The sequence below is a fragment of the Bacteroides fragilis NCTC 9343 genome, from assembly GCF_000025985.1.
Lineage (GTDB): Bacteria > Bacteroidota > Bacteroidia > Bacteroidales > Bacteroidaceae > Bacteroides > Bacteroides fragilis.
Genome location: NC_003228.3, coordinates 3,413,454 through 3,430,354, shown reverse-complemented (window position 1 = coordinate 3,430,354; position 16,901 = coordinate 3,413,454). Strand labels below are relative to the sequence as shown.

At 42.2% G+C, this 16,901-nt stretch carries 10 protein-coding genes; 7 read left to right on the top strand and 3 right to left on the bottom strand.

Annotation, left to right across the window (positions count from 1 at the left end; translation table 11 throughout):
- Positions 1 to 30: 30 nt before the first annotated feature.
- Complete coding sequence (locus BF9343_RS14120; protein WP_005788931.1) at positions 31 to 2,241, bottom strand: patatin-like phospholipase family protein; 2,211 nt, start codon at positions 2,239 to 2,241, stop codon at positions 31 to 33.
- Between the two features lie 318 nt (positions 2,242 to 2,559).
- On the opposite strand from BF9343_RS14120, the gene BF9343_RS14115 reads away from it, so the two are divergent.
- The 3 genes from BF9343_RS14115 to BF9343_RS14105 all read left to right on the top strand — a co-directional run bounded on the left by BF9343_RS14115 (position 2,560) and on the right by BF9343_RS14105 (position 8,370).
- Entirely contained in the window at positions 2,560 to 3,750 is a 1,191-nt protein-coding gene (locus BF9343_RS14115; RefSeq protein WP_005798690.1) for an efflux RND transporter periplasmic adaptor subunit, read from the top strand.
- Between the two features lie 93 nt (positions 3,751 to 3,843).
- Positions 3,844 to 6,990 carry an efflux RND transporter permease subunit gene (locus tag BF9343_RS14110; protein WP_008769702.1) on the top strand — a complete coding sequence of 1,049 codons (3,147 nt, stop codon included), beginning with the start codon at positions 3,844 to 3,846 and terminating at the stop codon, positions 6,988 to 6,990.
- A 3-nt stretch (positions 6,991 to 6,993) separates the two neighbouring features.
- Positions 6,994 to 8,370 (top strand): efflux transporter outer membrane subunit, encoded by a 1,377-nt coding sequence (locus tag BF9343_RS14105; protein WP_005798684.1) that lies wholly within the window; start codon positions 6,994 to 6,996, stop codon positions 8,368 to 8,370.
- An 18-nt stretch (positions 8,371 to 8,388) separates the two neighbouring features.
- On the opposite strand, the gene BF9343_RS14100 is transcribed toward BF9343_RS14105, so the two are convergent.
- Positions 8,389 to 8,937, bottom strand: a complete 549-nt coding sequence (locus BF9343_RS14100) for an RNA polymerase sigma-70 factor (RefSeq protein ID WP_005788923.1) — start codon at positions 8,935 to 8,937, stop codon at positions 8,389 to 8,391.
- A gap of 190 nt (positions 8,938 to 9,127) precedes the next feature.
- Positions 9,128 to 9,367, bottom strand: a complete 240-nt coding sequence (locus BF9343_RS14095; RefSeq protein WP_005798679.1) for a hypothetical protein — start codon at positions 9,365 to 9,367, stop codon at positions 9,128 to 9,130.
- Between the two features lie 323 nt (positions 9,368 to 9,690).
- Here BF9343_RS14095 and BF9343_RS14090 point away from each other — a divergent pair, with 323 nt between their 5' ends.
- Genes BF9343_RS14090 through BF9343_RS14075 form a run of 4 tightly spaced genes read left to right on the top strand, consistent with a single transcriptional unit; the run spans position 9,691 to position 16,573 of the window.
- Positions 9,691 to 10,320 (top strand): FecR family protein, encoded by a 630-nt coding sequence (locus BF9343_RS14090; protein WP_045899291.1) that lies wholly within the window; start codon positions 9,691 to 9,693, stop codon positions 10,318 to 10,320.
- Between the two features lie 37 nt (positions 10,321 to 10,357).
- Positions 10,358 to 13,735, top strand: a complete 3,378-nt coding sequence (locus BF9343_RS14085) for a TonB-dependent receptor (protein ID WP_005788914.1) — start codon at positions 10,358 to 10,360, stop codon at positions 13,733 to 13,735.
- Positions 13,736 to 13,744: 9 nt separating this feature from the next.
- Entirely contained in the window at positions 13,745 to 15,655 is a 1,911-nt protein-coding gene (locus tag BF9343_RS14080; protein ID WP_005788911.1) for a RagB/SusD family nutrient uptake outer membrane protein, read from the top strand.
- Between the two features lie 21 nt (positions 15,656 to 15,676).
- Positions 15,677 to 16,573 (top strand): discoidin domain-containing protein, encoded by an 897-nt coding sequence (locus tag BF9343_RS14075; protein ID WP_005788909.1) that lies wholly within the window; start codon positions 15,677 to 15,679, stop codon positions 16,571 to 16,573.
- The last annotated feature ends 328 nt before the right edge of the window (positions 16,574 to 16,901 follow it).

The window sequence follows — 16,901 nt, the reverse complement described above, 5'->3', positions numbered from 1 at the left end:
TACACCCTATCGGGATACGGGTTAAGTTTCTTAAAAAGAGAATCCTAAATTTACGTAGAATCCCACGTCTTTGGATTGATTGGAATATCCTAATGAAGCTTCCAACGGACCGAACATACTGTCCAGGCCGTATCCGATACTGCAACCGTAAATCCGGTTACCTTTCAGGATTTTGAAAAAATTGTCATCACTCAAGGCGAAATTTCCGGCCAACGTGATATAATGTTTGCTACCCATGCGTTGGCGTAGTTTCAAGGAAGCCACGGCAACGGAATTGTGAGTTAGTTCTATATTGTAAATTCCTGCAAACGGGAGTTGTTGAGGAAGGTAACGGCCGAATACATCGCCTCCTAACGCATTTTCATAAGCATAAGGGATCTCTTGGCCGATCAATACCCTGCCATAAAGTGCCGGGATCAATGTCAGGCGGTTACTTATGGAGAATACACTTTCCCAGGAAGCACTGAGTGCAGAGAAGGGGGCATGTCCGTTATATCGGGCAAAGTTGTCTGTGTACAGCGAATAAGCTCCGGAGAAGTTACTTCCCTTAGATGGAAAATACCCTTTGTCGAAAGTGTTGTAACGCAATTGTGCAAAATAGCTGATGAAATATTCGGAATTGACATTCATCGTAAATTCCGGTTTCTTGAAGAGGAAATCTTTGTATTTGAAATACTCGATTCGTGCTCCGAACCCAAACCGAAAGTTTTTATACCATACATCCGAAAATCCAAACTCACCGGAATGATATTTGTAAGTAGTGTTATAGGCACGGTCACCATGATCGTAAATGTTGATGTCATTGTATTGGAACATGTACGAAAAGTTGACGTTTCGTTGTTGCATCGGCTCCAATGTATAGTCTACCCGTGCCATGTATCGTTTGCCCAATCGCCCGGTGACGGAGACTTTGGAGGGAATATGAGTCTTTAACTGTGCCGTAGCGTTTATTAATAATGAAGCTATCTCTTCCGAGTCGAACCGGATGCCTACATTAATCGTTTTCTCGTACTTTTTCTCTAGCAGGAAGTTTAGTTTGTAACCTTCGGGAGTATCGGTCAGTGTATAACTGGCATTTGAGTAAGACTGGTTTCCACGCAGGATGAACAGTGCCTGCTCAATCTGACGCATGCTGATTCTGCTGTTTTCTTGCAGTTTACATTTCTTCATTAACCATTTCTTATCGTTTTCTTCTACATCGGAGAAGGTGATTTCTTTCACATGCAGGGTCCGGTCCTTTGAGAACATGGTATAAGGGCCGTGCGATTGGGGTACGAACGTGTCTGCAATGCCGATTTTCTTTTTGAGAGCGAGCAGAGAAGCCCATTGCTTGCGGGCTGCTACTTCTCCCCGGTGCATCAGGGAGTCGATGGCTGCGGGAGTAAAACTGGCCGAGGAATATCCTTCTACATTTACCTTTATATAAGTATCGGTCAGGCCGACATTGCTTTGATGGTTGTTTTTAGTTGTCAGGTCGATGATTTGAGAGAGTATGTCCGGAGCGCTGTTTAGTTTGTCGATTCCTTTCAGATTGTTTTGTACATCTACCCCGATGATGATATCCGCACCCATCGATCTGGCCACATCTACAGGGTAGTTGTTGATCATGCCGCCGTCAATCAGGATCATACTATCCTTCCGTACCGGGGTGAATACTCCCGGAATAGCCATACTGGCCCGCATAGCTGTGGCAAGTATTCCATTGTGGAACACAATCTGTTCGCCATTTACGATATTTTGTGAAACGCAGGCAAAGGGGATGGGAAGTTTGTTGAAATCTACGGAATCGTGATATCCCACTGTCAGTTCCGTAAAAAGATTGGCCAGATTTTGTCCTTTTATGATGCCACCTGAAACTGCATCTTTGGGACTTTTGGTAAACGGAAACGAAAAAACATATTTTTCTGACTTTTCACGTTCATTGAGTGACATGGCGCTACGTTTCACCCGGTCGCTCAGTAAGAACATCCAGTCCTGTTTGCGCACCATGCTGTCCAATTGCTGAGGAGTATATCCGATAGAGTATAATCCGCCGATAATGGATCCCATACTGGTACCTACTATATAATCGATCGGAATGCCGGCTTCTTCTATGACTTTCAGTGCCTGGATATGTGCTACCCCTTTTGCACCTCCTCCACTGAGTACCACTCCGACTTTTTTACGTTCTTGTGCCAGAGCGGGGAGTGCCAGAAAAAGTACCGGTAACAGAACTAATATCAATGACAAATGTTTTTTCATTATAGTGTTATTATGAATGTTACTACAAATTTATACTATTATTTGATAAATAAGTAGCGAATGCCATTAAAAGTGAAAGTTATGGAACTTATGCAGAAAAGAATTATCTTTGCGGCCCTTTTGTGGAATTATTCTACACTAATGGGCATAATTCCACACTTTTAACGAATGGCAACTAAGTTCGGTAAATCATTAAAATTGCCTTTGTAAGACGTATGGAGGCGCTTTTAGTTGAAAAGATCGGTTCAGGTATAATTTGGTATCTGATTTGTAAGGTAGCTAATAAAGGATAAGTTAATTTTAATAATACAAACAAGCATGAGACTGTTTTTTACGAGAAAAGAGCTAAAACTGAGGAGAAAAAGAACAATTGCAGGCATCGTCTGTTTGGCTTTGGTGGCAGGCATTTACTGGATTCTGACACGACCACATAAAGTAGAGCCGGAAGTGCCGACTGTAATTGTAGAGCCCGCAGAAAGGGATAATGTAGAGATTTTCGGTGAGTATGTGGGGCGCATACGTGCACAACAATTTGTGGAAGTGCGGGCCCGTGTGGAGGGGTATCTGGAAAGTATGCTCTTTGCCGAGGGAACGTATGTGAATAAAAATCAGGTGCTTTTTGTGATCAATCAGGATCAATATCGTGCAAAGGCAGATAAAGCACGGGCACAACTGAAAAAAGATGAAGCACAGGCATTGAAAGCAAAGCGGGATTTGGAACGTATCAAGCCTTTGTATGCCCAGAATGCGGCCAGCCAGTTAGATCTGGACAATGCGGAGGCGGCCTATGAAAGTGCGGTGGCAACCGTTGCCATGAGTGAGGCGGACCTGGCGCAGGCAGAGTTGGAGTTGGGTTATACATTGGTCCGTTCGCCGTTGTCCGGACACATCAGCGAACGTAATGTGGATTTGGGGACACTGGTGGGACCGGGTGGAAAATCGCTTTTGGCTACAGTTGTGAAGAGTGATACGGTGCTGGTGGACTTCAGCATGACTGCTCTGGATTATCTGAAGAGCAAAGAACGTAATATCAATATCGGTCAGCAGGACTCTTCCCGTTCCTGGCAGCCGAACATCACCATTACCTTAGCGGATAATACGGTATACCCTTATAAAGGATATGTGGATTTTGCCGAACCTCAGGTAGATCCGCAGACCGGTACTTTTTCGGTAAGAGCGGAGATGCCGAACCCGAAACAGGTATTGCTTCCGGGACAGTTTACGAAGGTAAAGCTGCTCTTGGATGTACGTGAAGGAGCCATCGTTGTACCGCATAAAGCAGTGACTATCGAGAAAGGCGGAGCATATATTTATGTGATGCGCAGAGATTCTACGGCAGAGAAACGGTTCATTGAGTTGGGACCTGAATTTGGTAATAAACTCGTTGTGGAGAGAGGTTTGGGTGCAGGTGAAGAAGTGGTGGTGGAAGGGTATCACAAGCTGACACCGGGAATGAAAGTGAGAGCCACTTTACCCCAGCCGTCAGCTGAGAAAAAAGAGACTGAGTGATTCCCTTTTCCTGAGATAGATAAAAACGTATAATTTAAAAGAAACTCTTCCTCCCTCTCGTTGGGAGAGGGGCGGGGTGAGACCTTACTGAATATGAAAGTTAGTTTTTTTATAGATAGACCTGTTTTCTCGATCGTTATCTCGATACTGATAGTCATCATCGGCATCATCGGACTGACCATGTTGCCTGTCGACCAGTATCCGCAGATCACTCCTCCGGTAGTGAAGATCAGTGCCTCTTATCCGGGAGCCAGTGCGCTTACGGTTTCGCAGGCTGTAGCAACTCCCATCGAACAGGAGATTAACGGAACACCGGGTATGCTTTATATGGAGTCGAACAGTTCCAACTCCGGAGGCTTCTCGGCAACGGTTACTTTTGATGTTTCTGCCGATCCGGACCTGGCCGCTGTAGAAATTCAGAACCGGGTGAAGCTGGCGGAAAGCCGTTTGCCGGCTGAAGTTATTCAAAACGGAATTTCAGTTGAAAAGCAGGCGCCCAGCCAGTTGATGACCCTTACATTGATGTCGTCCGATCCGAAATTTGACGAAATCTATTTGAGTAATTTTGCGACGATTAATGTACTCGATGTAATCCGCCGTATTCCGGGAGTAGGACGTGTGTCGAATATCGGTAGCCGTTATTATGCCATGCAAATCTGGGCAGAACCGGATAAATTAGCTAACTTCGGGCTGACTGTGCAGGATTTGCAGAATGCTTTGAAGGATCAGAATCGTGAATCGGCTGCCGGTGTACTTGGGCAGCAACCGGTGAAGGGGCTCGATGTGACAATCCCTATCACTACGCAGGGACGTCTTTCTACTGTAGAACAATTCGAAAATATTGTGATTCGTGCCAATACAAATGGCTCTATCATTCGTCTGCGCGATGTGGCACGAGTTTCACTGGAAGCCTCATCATATAGTACGGAGAGTGGCATCAATGGTAAGAATGCTGCCGTTCTGGGAATTTATATGCTTCCGGGCGCTAACGCAATGGAAGTAGCGAAAAGTGTAAAAGAGGCGATGGATGAAATCAGTAAAAACTTCCCTGAAGGGCTGAGCTATGAGGTTCCGTTCGATATGACGACTTATATTTCCGAGTCTATTCATGAAGTTTATAAGACCTTGTTTGAAGCATTGATCCTGGTAGTACTCGTCGTTTATCTTTCTTTGCAGAGTTGGCGGGCTACGTTGATTCCGATTGTTGCCGTTCCTATTTCACTGATCGGTACATTTGGTTTCATGCTGATTTTCGGTTTCTCGCTGAACATATTGACATTGCTCGGGTTGATTCTTGCCATCGGTATTGTGGTGGATGATGCTATTGTAGTGGTGGAAAATGTAGAGCGTATTATGGAGGAAGAGAAGTTGCCGCCATATGAAGCTACCAAGAAAGCCATGAATGGATTGGCAGGTGCGTTGATTGCTACCTCGCTGGTACTTTGTGCCGTATTTGTGCCGGTGAGCTTCCTCAGCGGAATTACGGGCCAACTTTACCGCCAGTTTACTATTACCATCGCTGTATCCGTACTGATTTCGACTGTTGTGGCGCTGACTCTGAGTCCGGTCATGTGTTCGCTGATTCTGAAACCGGACAATGGCAAAAAGAAGAACATTGTTTTCCGTAAAATCAACCATTGGTTGAACGTGGGCAATCATAAATATGTAATCGCTATCCGTAGGGTAATCGGTAATCCGCGTCGTGTATTGGCCGGTTTCGGAGTGGTGCTTATTGGTATTTTGTTGATTCACCGGTTGATTCCGACAAGTTTCCTTCCGGTGGAAGACCAAGGGTACTTCAAGATAGAGTTGGAATTGCCAGAAGGTGCTACGCTGGAACGTACCCGGGAGGTGACGGATCGTGCCATCACTTATCTGGAAAAGAATCCGTATATAGCCTATGTACAGAATGTTACCGGAAGTAGTCCCCGTGTAGGTAGCAATCAGGCTCGTAGTGAATTGACTGTTATCTTGAAGCCGTGGGAAGACCGCAAGGATACATCAATTGATGAGATTATGTCAAACGTCCGTCACGACCTGAGTGAGTATCCGGAGTGTAAAGTCTATCTTTCTACTCCTCCTGTTATTCCCGGTTTGGGAACCTCGGGTGGTTTTGAGATGCAACTGGAGGCTCGTGGCGAGGCTACTTTCGAAAATTTGGTGCAGGCGGCGGATACGCTGATGTATTATGCCTCTCAGCGCAAAGAGTTGACGGGACTTTCTTCTTCACTTCAGTCGGATATTCCACAGCTTTATTTCGATGTGGACCGTGATAAAGTGAAGATGCTAGGTGTGCCTTTGGCGGATGTTTTTTCAACAATGAAAGCTTATACCGGTTCGGTTTATGTAAATGACTTCAATATGTTCAACCGTATCTATAAGGTATACATTCAGGCTGAGGCACCCTATCGGGAACATAAGGACAATATTAACTTGTTCTTCGTGAAGGCTTCCAACGGGGCTATGATTCCGCTGACTTCTTTGGGAAACGCATCATATACTACGGGTCCCGGCAGCATTAAACGTTTCAATATGTTTACTACTGCTGTATTCCGCGGTGAGGCGGCACAGGGGTATAGTTCCGGACAGGCTATGGAGATTATGGAGCAGATTGCCCGGTATCATTTGCCCGATAATATCGGACTGGAGTGGAGTGGGCTTTCCTATCAGGAGAAAAAGGCGGGAGGACAGACCGGATTGGTATTGGCGCTGGTGTTCCTATTTGTATTCCTTTTCCTGGCAGCACAGTACGAAAGTTGGACGGTACCGATTGCTGTGTTACTCTCTTTGCCGGTGGCTGCCTTGGGGGCTTATCTGGGAGTATGGGTTTGCGGATTGGAAAACGATGTATATTTCCAGATCGGACTGGTGATGCTTGTCGGGTTGGCAGCAAAAAATGCCATCCTGATTGTAGAGTTTGCCAAAGTGCAGGTAGACCGTGGAGGTGATTTAATACAGTCTGCCATCCATGCCGCCCAATTGCGTTTTCGCCCCATCTTGATGACTTCCCTCGCCTTTGTGCTGGGTATGCTTCCGATGGTGCTGGCAACCGGTCCCGGTTCGGCAAGCCGTGCTGCTATTGGTACAGGAGTCTTTTTCGGAATGATCTTTGCCATTGTAGTGGGCATTATTCTGGTTCCATTCTTCTTTGTGCTGGTTTATAAGACAAAGGCAAAACTGAAAAATGTACCGAATGTGAACGTGAAATTACCGTTCAAGTCTAAAAAGAAAACTGATTGAATTATGAAAAGAAGCTATTTATATATTACTCTTTTATTAGTTGTATTAACTTTAGGTTCCTGTAAAATAGGAAAAAGTTATGTCCGTCCGGAACTGAATCTGCCCGATAGTCTGGCGCAACATCAGGACAGCTTGAGTTTCGGAGATAAGGAATGGTGGCAGATTTACACTGACAGTACCCTTCGGAGTCTGATAGACAGGGCCTTGGAACACAATAAAGACATGCTGATAGCTGCTGCCCGTGTCAAGGAGATGGCTGCGCAAAAACGTATTTCAACAGCAAATCTGTTGCCTGACATTAGAGGTACCGTGACTGCGGAGAGAGAAAATGAAAACCACGGTGGTGATGCTTTCAAGCGTAGCGATACTTTTGAAGCGCAGCTTCTTTTCTCTTGGGAACTCGATCTGTGGGGAAATCTTCGTTGGGCGCGTTCCGCCAGCATTGCCGAGTACCTTCAGTCTGTGGAGGCACAACGTGCCCTTCGCATGACTATCATAGCCGAAGTAGCGCAGGCATACTATGAACTTGTAGCTCTCGATACGGAATTGGATATTGTTCGCCAAACATTGAAAGCACGTGAGGAAGGCATGCGTCTTGCCCGCATCCGTTTCGAAGGAGGTTTGACATCTGAAACTTCTTATCGTCAGTCTCAGGTTGAGTTGGCACGTACTGCAACACTGGTGCCCGATCTGGAACGTAAAATATCTCTGAAAGAAAACGATATAGCTTTTCTAGCTGGTGAATATCCCAACAAAATTACCCGTAGCCGTTTGTTGCAGGAGTTTAACTTTCCACAAGAGTTACCTGTCGGGTTGCCTTCCGGATTATTGGAACGTCGCCCTGATATTCGTCAGGCTGAACAGAAATTGATTGCTGCCAATGCCCGGGTAGGAGTGGCTTATACGAATATGTTTCCACGTATTTCACTTACCGGTAGGGTAGGGTCGGAAAGTACCGCTCTCTCCGAACTGTTGAAATCGCCTTATAGCATTATGGAAGGTGCTTTACTTACGCCTATTTTTGGTTGGGGAAAAAATCGTGCCGCTCTCAAAGCAAAGAAAGCCGCTTATGAAGCTGAAGTGCACAGCTATGAAAAGGCTGTCCTGACTGCTTTCAAAGAGACGCGCAATTCGATTGTCAACTTCAATAAGATTAAGGAGGTATACGACCTTCGTGCGAAATTGGAACGTTCGGCTAAGAGTTATGTAGACTTGGCACAATTACAATATATCAATGGGGTGACGAACTACCTTGATGTGCTCGATGCCCAGCGTGGATATTTCGATGCCCAAATCGGACTCAGCAATGCGATAAGGGACGAATTGATCGCTGTAGTACAAGTGTATAAGGCTCTGGGGGGCGGATGGCAGGTGCAATGACAGAATCTTGGTTGGATGTTAAGCTGCCATAAACAACATGAATAAATTGAGGTTCTTTTTGAGGAATTTCAGGGCCAGATTGATATGGCGCTCTATTGCTTTTTCAGTAATAGAGAAGTGTTCTGCTATTTCTCTGTTGCTCATGTGCAGTTCCCTGCTCATGCGGAATACTTCTCGTTGGCGGGGGGGGAGTTGCATAACAAGTTCATCGATATATTTCTTTAAATCGGCGGCATCCAACTCTCCCTCCATGTCATAAGATTCTTCGACTGCTTGTATAGCTGTTATTTTGAGGGCTGTCTCTTTGTAATACCTACGTGAATGATTGAAGATCACGTTTCGGGTTATGATAAAGAGGTAGCCTTCAAAACTTTTGTTTTCATCCAAGAAATGATGAGATTCCCATACTTTCACAAATACTTCCTGCACAATTTCCTCAATATCCATAGAGGCGGTGAAATAGAGTCTTGTGAAATTATAAACTTGTTTCCAGTAATGATTGTATAAAAAAGCAAATGCTTCCTGATCGCCATGCTTTAATTTCCTGACTGTTTCTTTTTCTTGCATCTGTTTTAGTAATTAGAGGTGCAAAAGTAATCTTTTTGTTCTAAATTGCTGCGATTTCTACAAGAATATTAAAAAATAACATTTTTTGTTTAATTTATCTTGGTGTATTATGGCTATATTATCCTATTATATGCACTTAATTGGGTAATATGTTCTTTCTCTTTATAAATAAAATAATAGCAACATATATTTATTGGATAAGTTCTAAAGGAACTATTCTTTTGTGAACTTTTATGCATTGGTTCTCGATCTTGTCCCATATCTTATTTCCAATCTCATTTTCTACCGGAGTATTCTTATTTTCTTTCCATTGTTTTCTCATTTGTTTTTCTATTAAATTTGAATAATAGAGTTTCTTGCGTTCCTTCTTGTCCAATTGATCTGCCAATAGCTTCTTGATCAGATTAGTTTCTTTGTTACTTTTATTCATTTTAATAATTATATTTAGATTTATTTTGTGTTATCTAAAACTAAATACACAACAGCCCCATCTACCACCACATGACAAGAGCAACTTTTTTTTAGAAAAGTTTCTTGACTGGTATCTATAATATACATGTTGTTTATTTTTCTATCTATTAAACTTCTGATATTTAGTATAATATCTAATAAATTAATTGGTAATAATAACTTCTTTATTTTTTATGTGATATAGCATTAGTTCCTTTAGAACTATGGTATATTGCTGCTTCTGTAGCTCTTGTTTTGATTGTCGGTGGACTTTGGATGCATTTAAATGAAGGTAGTACCCCGATGGATAAATATATTGAAATTACAGCTCAGAAAAGCAGAATGTATTTATTACCAGATAGTTCGAAGGTCTGGATGCAGCCGGGAAGTTCTATACGTTTTGCCGAAGATTTCAAGAAGCATCGGAATGTATGGCTGAAAGGTAATTCTTTGTTCGAAGTTCACAAAAATATGGGTAGAAAATTTAGGGTGTATATCGATAAAGCCTTTATCGAAGTGAAAGGAACTTGCTTTTTGATAAAGCAGAACAATCCCAGTGCCAATGAAATTACTTTGTTTAATGGAAGCATTGAATTTAATGTTGAATCGACTCAACATAAAATAGAGATGAAACCACTTCAGGAATTGGTATATAATCCTGCTGATGCAGGGACTCAATTAAGGCAAATAGAAAATATAGAGTGGCAAAACGGCCGTTATAATTTTACACAATTTAATTTGGAACATTTGACTAGGATTATAAACCAAATGTATGGTTCACGTATCATTATCAGCGATAAAGTGAATAAAAATTGTGCCTTTACAGGGAGTATCCGCTATGATGAGTCTTTGGAAGACGTTATTGATAAAATTTGTTTTAGCCTGAATCTTCGGAAAAAAGAAATAAATCACGAGATTATTATTTACAACTAATATTTATTAACCCAATGTTAAATCTAAAAATTGAAGCATGAACAAGTTTTTATTTTCTTGTCAGAAGCGGTGTCTCAAATACATCGTTATGGCTTTGTTGCTTTATCCGCTGTCTGCACTTGCTGCGCAAGGACAGATTGTGGTTAAAGGTCAGTCTCTCACTATTCCTCAAGCCATCCGGCTCATAGAAAAAAGCAGTCAATATACTTTTTTCTATAACGCTAATGATTTGAAAAACACAACTCTTAAGAGTATCGATTGTAAAGGTTCTATTGATGACGTCTTGAACGAAGTCTTTAAAGGGAGTAATATCAGTTATGTTATTAAAGGGAATGAAGTTATTCTTAAAGTTGAGAAAACGGAAAGTACACAACAGAAAAAGGCAAAAATCATTGGTATAGTAACAGATTCAAAAACCGGTGAACCTATCATCGGTGCAACAGTGCAATTACTGGGTACTACCACAGGTGTGATTACCGATGTAGATGGTAAATTTGAATTAGCGGCATTTCCTAAAAATGAAATACAGATTTCATATATAGGATATGTTACCAAGAAAGTTAAAGTCGGTAGTCAAAAGGTAATGTCTATCACTCTTGCGGAAGATGCCCAGCAACTGGATGAGGTGGTGGTCACTGCTTTTGGTACGGGACAGAAAAAGGAGACTATCACCGGATCGATTCAGTCGGTTCGTCCTTCGGATCTTCTGGTACCTTCTGCCAACCTTTCTTCTTCATTTGCCGGACGCTTGTCGGGTGTGATTGCTTACCAACGTAGTGGAGAACCGGGACAGAATTCTGCGGACTTTTTCATTCGTGGTGTTGCAACCATGAACGGAGCGACTTCTCCTCTAATTATTTTGGATGGAGTTGAAGTATCCAAAGCGGACTTGAATTCGTTGGATCCTGAAGTAATTGAAAGCTTTTCCGTATTGAAGGATGCGACGGCATCGGCGATGTATGGTACTCGTGGAGCAAACGGTGTACTTATCGTTAAAACAAAATCGGGAAGTGACTTGGACAGACCGATCATCGGCGTACGTTTAGAAGGCTATGTAAATACTCCGACTAAGAAACCGGAAATTGTTGACGGACCCACTTATATGCGTTTGTACAATGAAGCGGTTACCAATCAGGGAACAGGGGCTGTGCTCTATTCTGATGAAAAAATAAATGGTACGATCCATAATCTGAATCCTTATATTTATCCTAATGTGGACTGGTACAAGGAGGTCTTCAAAGATGCGACATTTAATCAAAAAGCGAATTTTAATGTACGTGGAGGTACATCTAAAATTACTTATTTTATGAATGTCAATATGAATCATGAAACTGGAATGTTGAAAGATCGTTCCAGTGACTTCTTCTCTTATAAAAATAATATAGACTACATGAAATATGCGTTCCAGAACAACGTGGATTTTCATCTCTCTAAGTCTTCTACCATTTCGCTTCACCTGAATGTACAGTTGAATGATATGCATGGTCCTTTGACAACTAAGGATGGTAATGGCGTAGGCGATATATTCAGTGCTATTATGGGAACCAATCCTGTTGATTTTCCGGTTATGTTTCCGCAGGGATCTGACACATGGTACCATTGGGGAGGTATCCTTGCCGGAAATTATCAGCCGCTCAATCCGGTAGCTCTTTCAAGTGCAGGTTACAAGGATACGTTTGAGAGTACGGTAGTAGCCAATGTAAACTGGGATCAGAAACTGGATTTTATAACGAAGGGATTAAGCTTCAGAGCTTTGGTTTCATTTAAGAATTGGAGTTATAATCAGAAGTTCCGTCTGCAAGGATATAATAGTTATCAGCTTTCCGATTATAAACAGAATGAAGACGGTTCCTATGACTTTACCAATACACCTATCGGAGAACCGAGTAATCATACGATGGATGCCTTTTTCGGTACCAACGGTGACCGTCGGTTTTATATTCAGGGATACCTGAATTACGAACGTTCGTTCGGTTCGCACAATGTAAGTGGTATGTTGCTTTATAACCAGGATGATTACAATACGAATGTAAACAGCAGTCTTATTGCTTCGCTTCCAAAACGTAAAATGGGTGTGGCGGCACGTTTGTCTTATGATTACGATCATCGGTATATGCTTGAAGTAAATGCGGGCTACAATGGTTCTGAGAGTTTTGCCAAAGGGCATCGTTGGGGACTGTTCCCATCCATATCGTTGGGATGGAATATCAGTGAAGAAAAATTTTGGAAGCCGATAAAACCGGTTATTTCCAATTTTAAAGTCCGCGGTTCGTATGGTTTGGTAGGTAACGATCAAATCGGCAGTGACCGTTTTGCTTATCTGGCAATCGTGAATTTGACTGAAAGCCCGTCTTATACAACCGGATATGGTGGTAGTACCACTTCATTATCAGGACCTACTTATAATCGCTTCCAGAATAATGAACTTACGTGGGAAGTCGGAAATAAACTGAATGTGGGTGTCGATTTACAGCTCTTCAATTCATTAAATATCACTGTCGACGGATTCAGGGAGATTAGAGATAATATTTTTCAGCAGAAAAATTCCATACCGAATTATCTGGGAACTGCCAGTACTAAAATCTACGGTAATTTCGCTAAAGTGAAGAATACAGGATTTGACCTTGCTTTGGATTATGGAAAACAGTTGAACCGGAACTTTTCTATCCAGATGAAAGGAACTTTTACCTATGCACACAATGAGGTTTTGAAGTATGATGAAGCGGCAGGACTTCGTCCGGCATTATCGCAGGTTGGAAAGAGCCTGAACTCAATCTGGGGATATGTAGCAGACGGATTGTATATTGATGAAGCTGATATTGCGAATAATCCTCAGTCGACTATCGGTAATATTGCTATTGCACCGGGCGATGTGAAGTATGTAGATCAGCCGGACGCGAGCGGTAATTATGATGGAAAAATAACATCAGATGACAGAGTGGTATTAGGATATCCCACAATTCCGGAGATAATATACGGATTTGGTCCCTCTATTACATGGAAGAATTGGGATTTCTCTTTCTTCTTTCAGGGACAAGCGCGCGTGTCATTTATGATGAGCGGTTTCGAACCATTTGGAACGCAAAGTAAAAATAATGTTCTGAAATGGATTTCTGATGATCATTGGAGCAAAGATAATCAGAATCCGAATGCACGGTATCCGCGATTGACACAATATAATAACAACAACAATACGGCGTCTTCTTCTTATTGGCTGCGGAATGCTTCGTTCCTGAAATTGCGGAATGCCGAAATCGGCTATCGTTTCAAATGGGCAAGAATCTATGTGAACGGAAGTAACTTGTTGACCTTTTCTCCATTTAAGCTATGGGATCCTGAAATGGGTGGAGGTGCCGGTATGAAATACCCGACACAACGTACATATAATGTTGGTATTCAATTAACTTTTAAATAATATATACTTATGAAGATAATATATAAACTCCTATTTTTGTTTTTGCTGACGATAGGATATAGTTCCTGCGACTTTCTGGATATTGTTCCGGATGAAATAACGACTGAGGCAGATGCATTTAAAGACCGGAATGCGGCTAAGAATTTTGTTTATTCTTGCTATGGCTATTTGCCGCAAAGTAATGTGGCATCAGGCAGTCTCGATTTGCTGACAGGAGATGAAGTGATAACGGCTTTTGAACATGAAACGTTTGCCAGTTTTCCAAAAGGCAACTATACGGCTTCTTCGCCGGTGATTTCTTATTGGAATACATTTTTTCAAGGATTGCGTCAGTGCTATATATTTCTGGAAAATGTAGACAAGGTACCCGACCTGACTGAAAGTGTAAAAACAGACTATATCGCACAGGTTAAGTTTCTGATTGCTTATTATCATTATCAGTTGGCACGTTGTTACGGACCTATTATCCTGATCAAGGAACTACCGGATGTAAATGCTTCGCAAGCAGAATATTTACCCCGAACTTCATATGACGAATGTGTAGACTGGATATGCAATTTATTGGATGAAGCCGCAAGTTCATTGCCTGCCATACGTACCAATAAAGAAGATTACGGACTGGCAACCAGTGTAGGAGCTAAGGCTGTGAAAGCGAAAATGCTTTTGTATGCAGCTTCTCCGTTATTCAATGGAAACTCAAGTTTCTATAGTAATTTTACAGATAAATCCGGTAGTCAGTTAATGCCTCTGACTTATGATCCTAATAAGTGGGTAAAAGCAAAGACAGCTATTAAAGAGGCGATTGACCTTGCCGAGCAGAACGGACATGCTTTGTATGTAAAGCAAGACTATAAGATAGGTAATGAGGATGCGAATCCCTATCCGGCGGCAGGTCCTGTCCGGTGTCTTCGAACCAGCTTGGTCGATTGGGATTCGCGTAATCCGGAGGTTCTTCTGGCAGAAACGCGTAGTGAAGGCTCGTATGGTATACAAAACAAATCGTTACCATTTGTGACTGACGGCTGGGCGTGGAATGGTGTCGGCCCGACATGGACCATGTTAAATCGTTTTTATACTAAAAACGGTTTACCTTGGGACGAAGATCCGGAGTATAAAGATAAAGACAAATTAAAGATCGTCAATGTGGATGCCAGCCATGCTGACGAGGCTCATGAAGGAAGTAAAACACTTCTGTTTAATTTGGATCGTGAACCTCGCTTTTATGCTTGGGTAGCTTTTCAGGGTGGATATTACGAAGTGATGAACGGGTCAACTAATCCGGCCTATGTTATGAGTAACGGTAAGAAAGATAATTCGGATAGCAGATTGATATGCGATTTTGTATTGGGAGGTAACTGCAGTCGTGGTACGGCCACCGTACAGCGACCGGGTAACTATACTCCAAGTGGTTATCTGAACAAAAAAGGTGTCGATCCTAATACTGTTGTTTCTACAAATGCTACGAAATTGAATCAGTATCCCTGGCCCATTATTCGTCTTGCCGACTTGTATTTGGCATATGCCGAAGCATGTGTGGAGACTAATGATCTGGAGACAGCCAAACAATATCTGAACAAAGTCAGAGAACGTGCCGGTATCCCTACAGTAGAAACAGCATGGAGTGGTGTTGCTGCATTGGATCAGACAAAATTACGTCAGATTGTACGGCAGGAGAGAATGAATGAACTTTATTTGGAAAACCAGAATTTCTGGGATATGCGCCGTTGGCTGCTGGCTGGACAATATTTTAATGTCAAGGCTAAGGGGTTGAATATTGCTGCTACTACCATAGAAGATTATGCGATAGTGAAGACTATTGACTTTGAGCGTAAGTTCGAGGCGCCGACTCAATATCTGTTGCCCATACCTTCTGCCGATATTAACAGAAATGAAAAATTAGTAAACAATCCGGGTTATTAATCTTTTTAAAGAGAAATGAAGATGAAAAAAATATTACTTGGCCTGTGTGTGATACTGGGCCTGATAAATATGATCGGCTGCTCCAGCGATGAGAAGTATCCCATGCCGACCTCTATAGATCAGAATTCACTGTCGGCTGAAGCCAAAGCCGGTGCTATCAAATTGAAATGGACCGTACCAGCCGATTCTAATTATTATTATGTAAAAGTGACCTATACATTACCTGAAGACGGGAAGAAATGTATGAGATTGGCAAGTGTGAATAGTGATACCATGTTGGTGGACAATCTGCTGCATCGGTATGGTGACATTAACTTTACATTGCAACCTTGCAATCGTGCCGGGGAAGCTTCGCAAAGTTGCAGTATCATGGCACAGGCACTTCCTGCTCTGAAACAGATCAAGACTGACCGGAATCCTATAACCTTGTCTGCAAAACAGTTGTATACAGATGATCAGGAGAGTAGTGAAGGACCTATCGCAAACTTGGTGGATGGAAGGAATGACACTTATTTCCACATGTCATGGAGCAGTCCTACGCCTTTCCCTCACTATATTGTGGTCGACTTGGGTGAAGAGAATGCTTTGTCCACTTTCCTGTTCTCCTATGTTTGTCGTGACAATAACAATAAAGACAATCCCAAAGAGATGGATATTCTGGGCAGCAATACTTTTGATGGAAAGAATTATGATGAGAGCCAGACCACTTTGTTGGCGTCTTTGAGTAATTTGCCTAATACAAAAGCTGCGTCTTACGAATCGGATATAATAAAAGCCGGTGCATCTTACCGCTATCTTTGGTTTAAGGTGAAATCTTCTACAAGCGGCTCCAACTGGATTGCGTTGGCAGAACTCGGCCTTTCGAAGGTAATTGTGAAAACCTATGATCCGGAAACCGGAGAGACTACCATTGAATAAGAAACTGTTTTGAATTTCTATACATATCTTTTTTGATTGACTTTTGCCTATGTTTTGAGTGATATTCCGGTCTGTTTCGATTCTTTTAATCGTCAGATAGCTTGTTATCTTCCTCTTATAACAACCGGAATAACCGTGAAAATTCATCTCAAATCATTAGACGATTCATTCAAAAGCAGTTTCTAAAACAGGATTCAATAGGTACCTATATAATGTAGTATGAATTTGGCCACCTATGGTTGTCAGATTGATGCTAAATACGAGAATCAAGTAATTATTAAAAAGGAAATACAAGTGAAGTCTTTTATGAGAACAAAATTTGTATTTC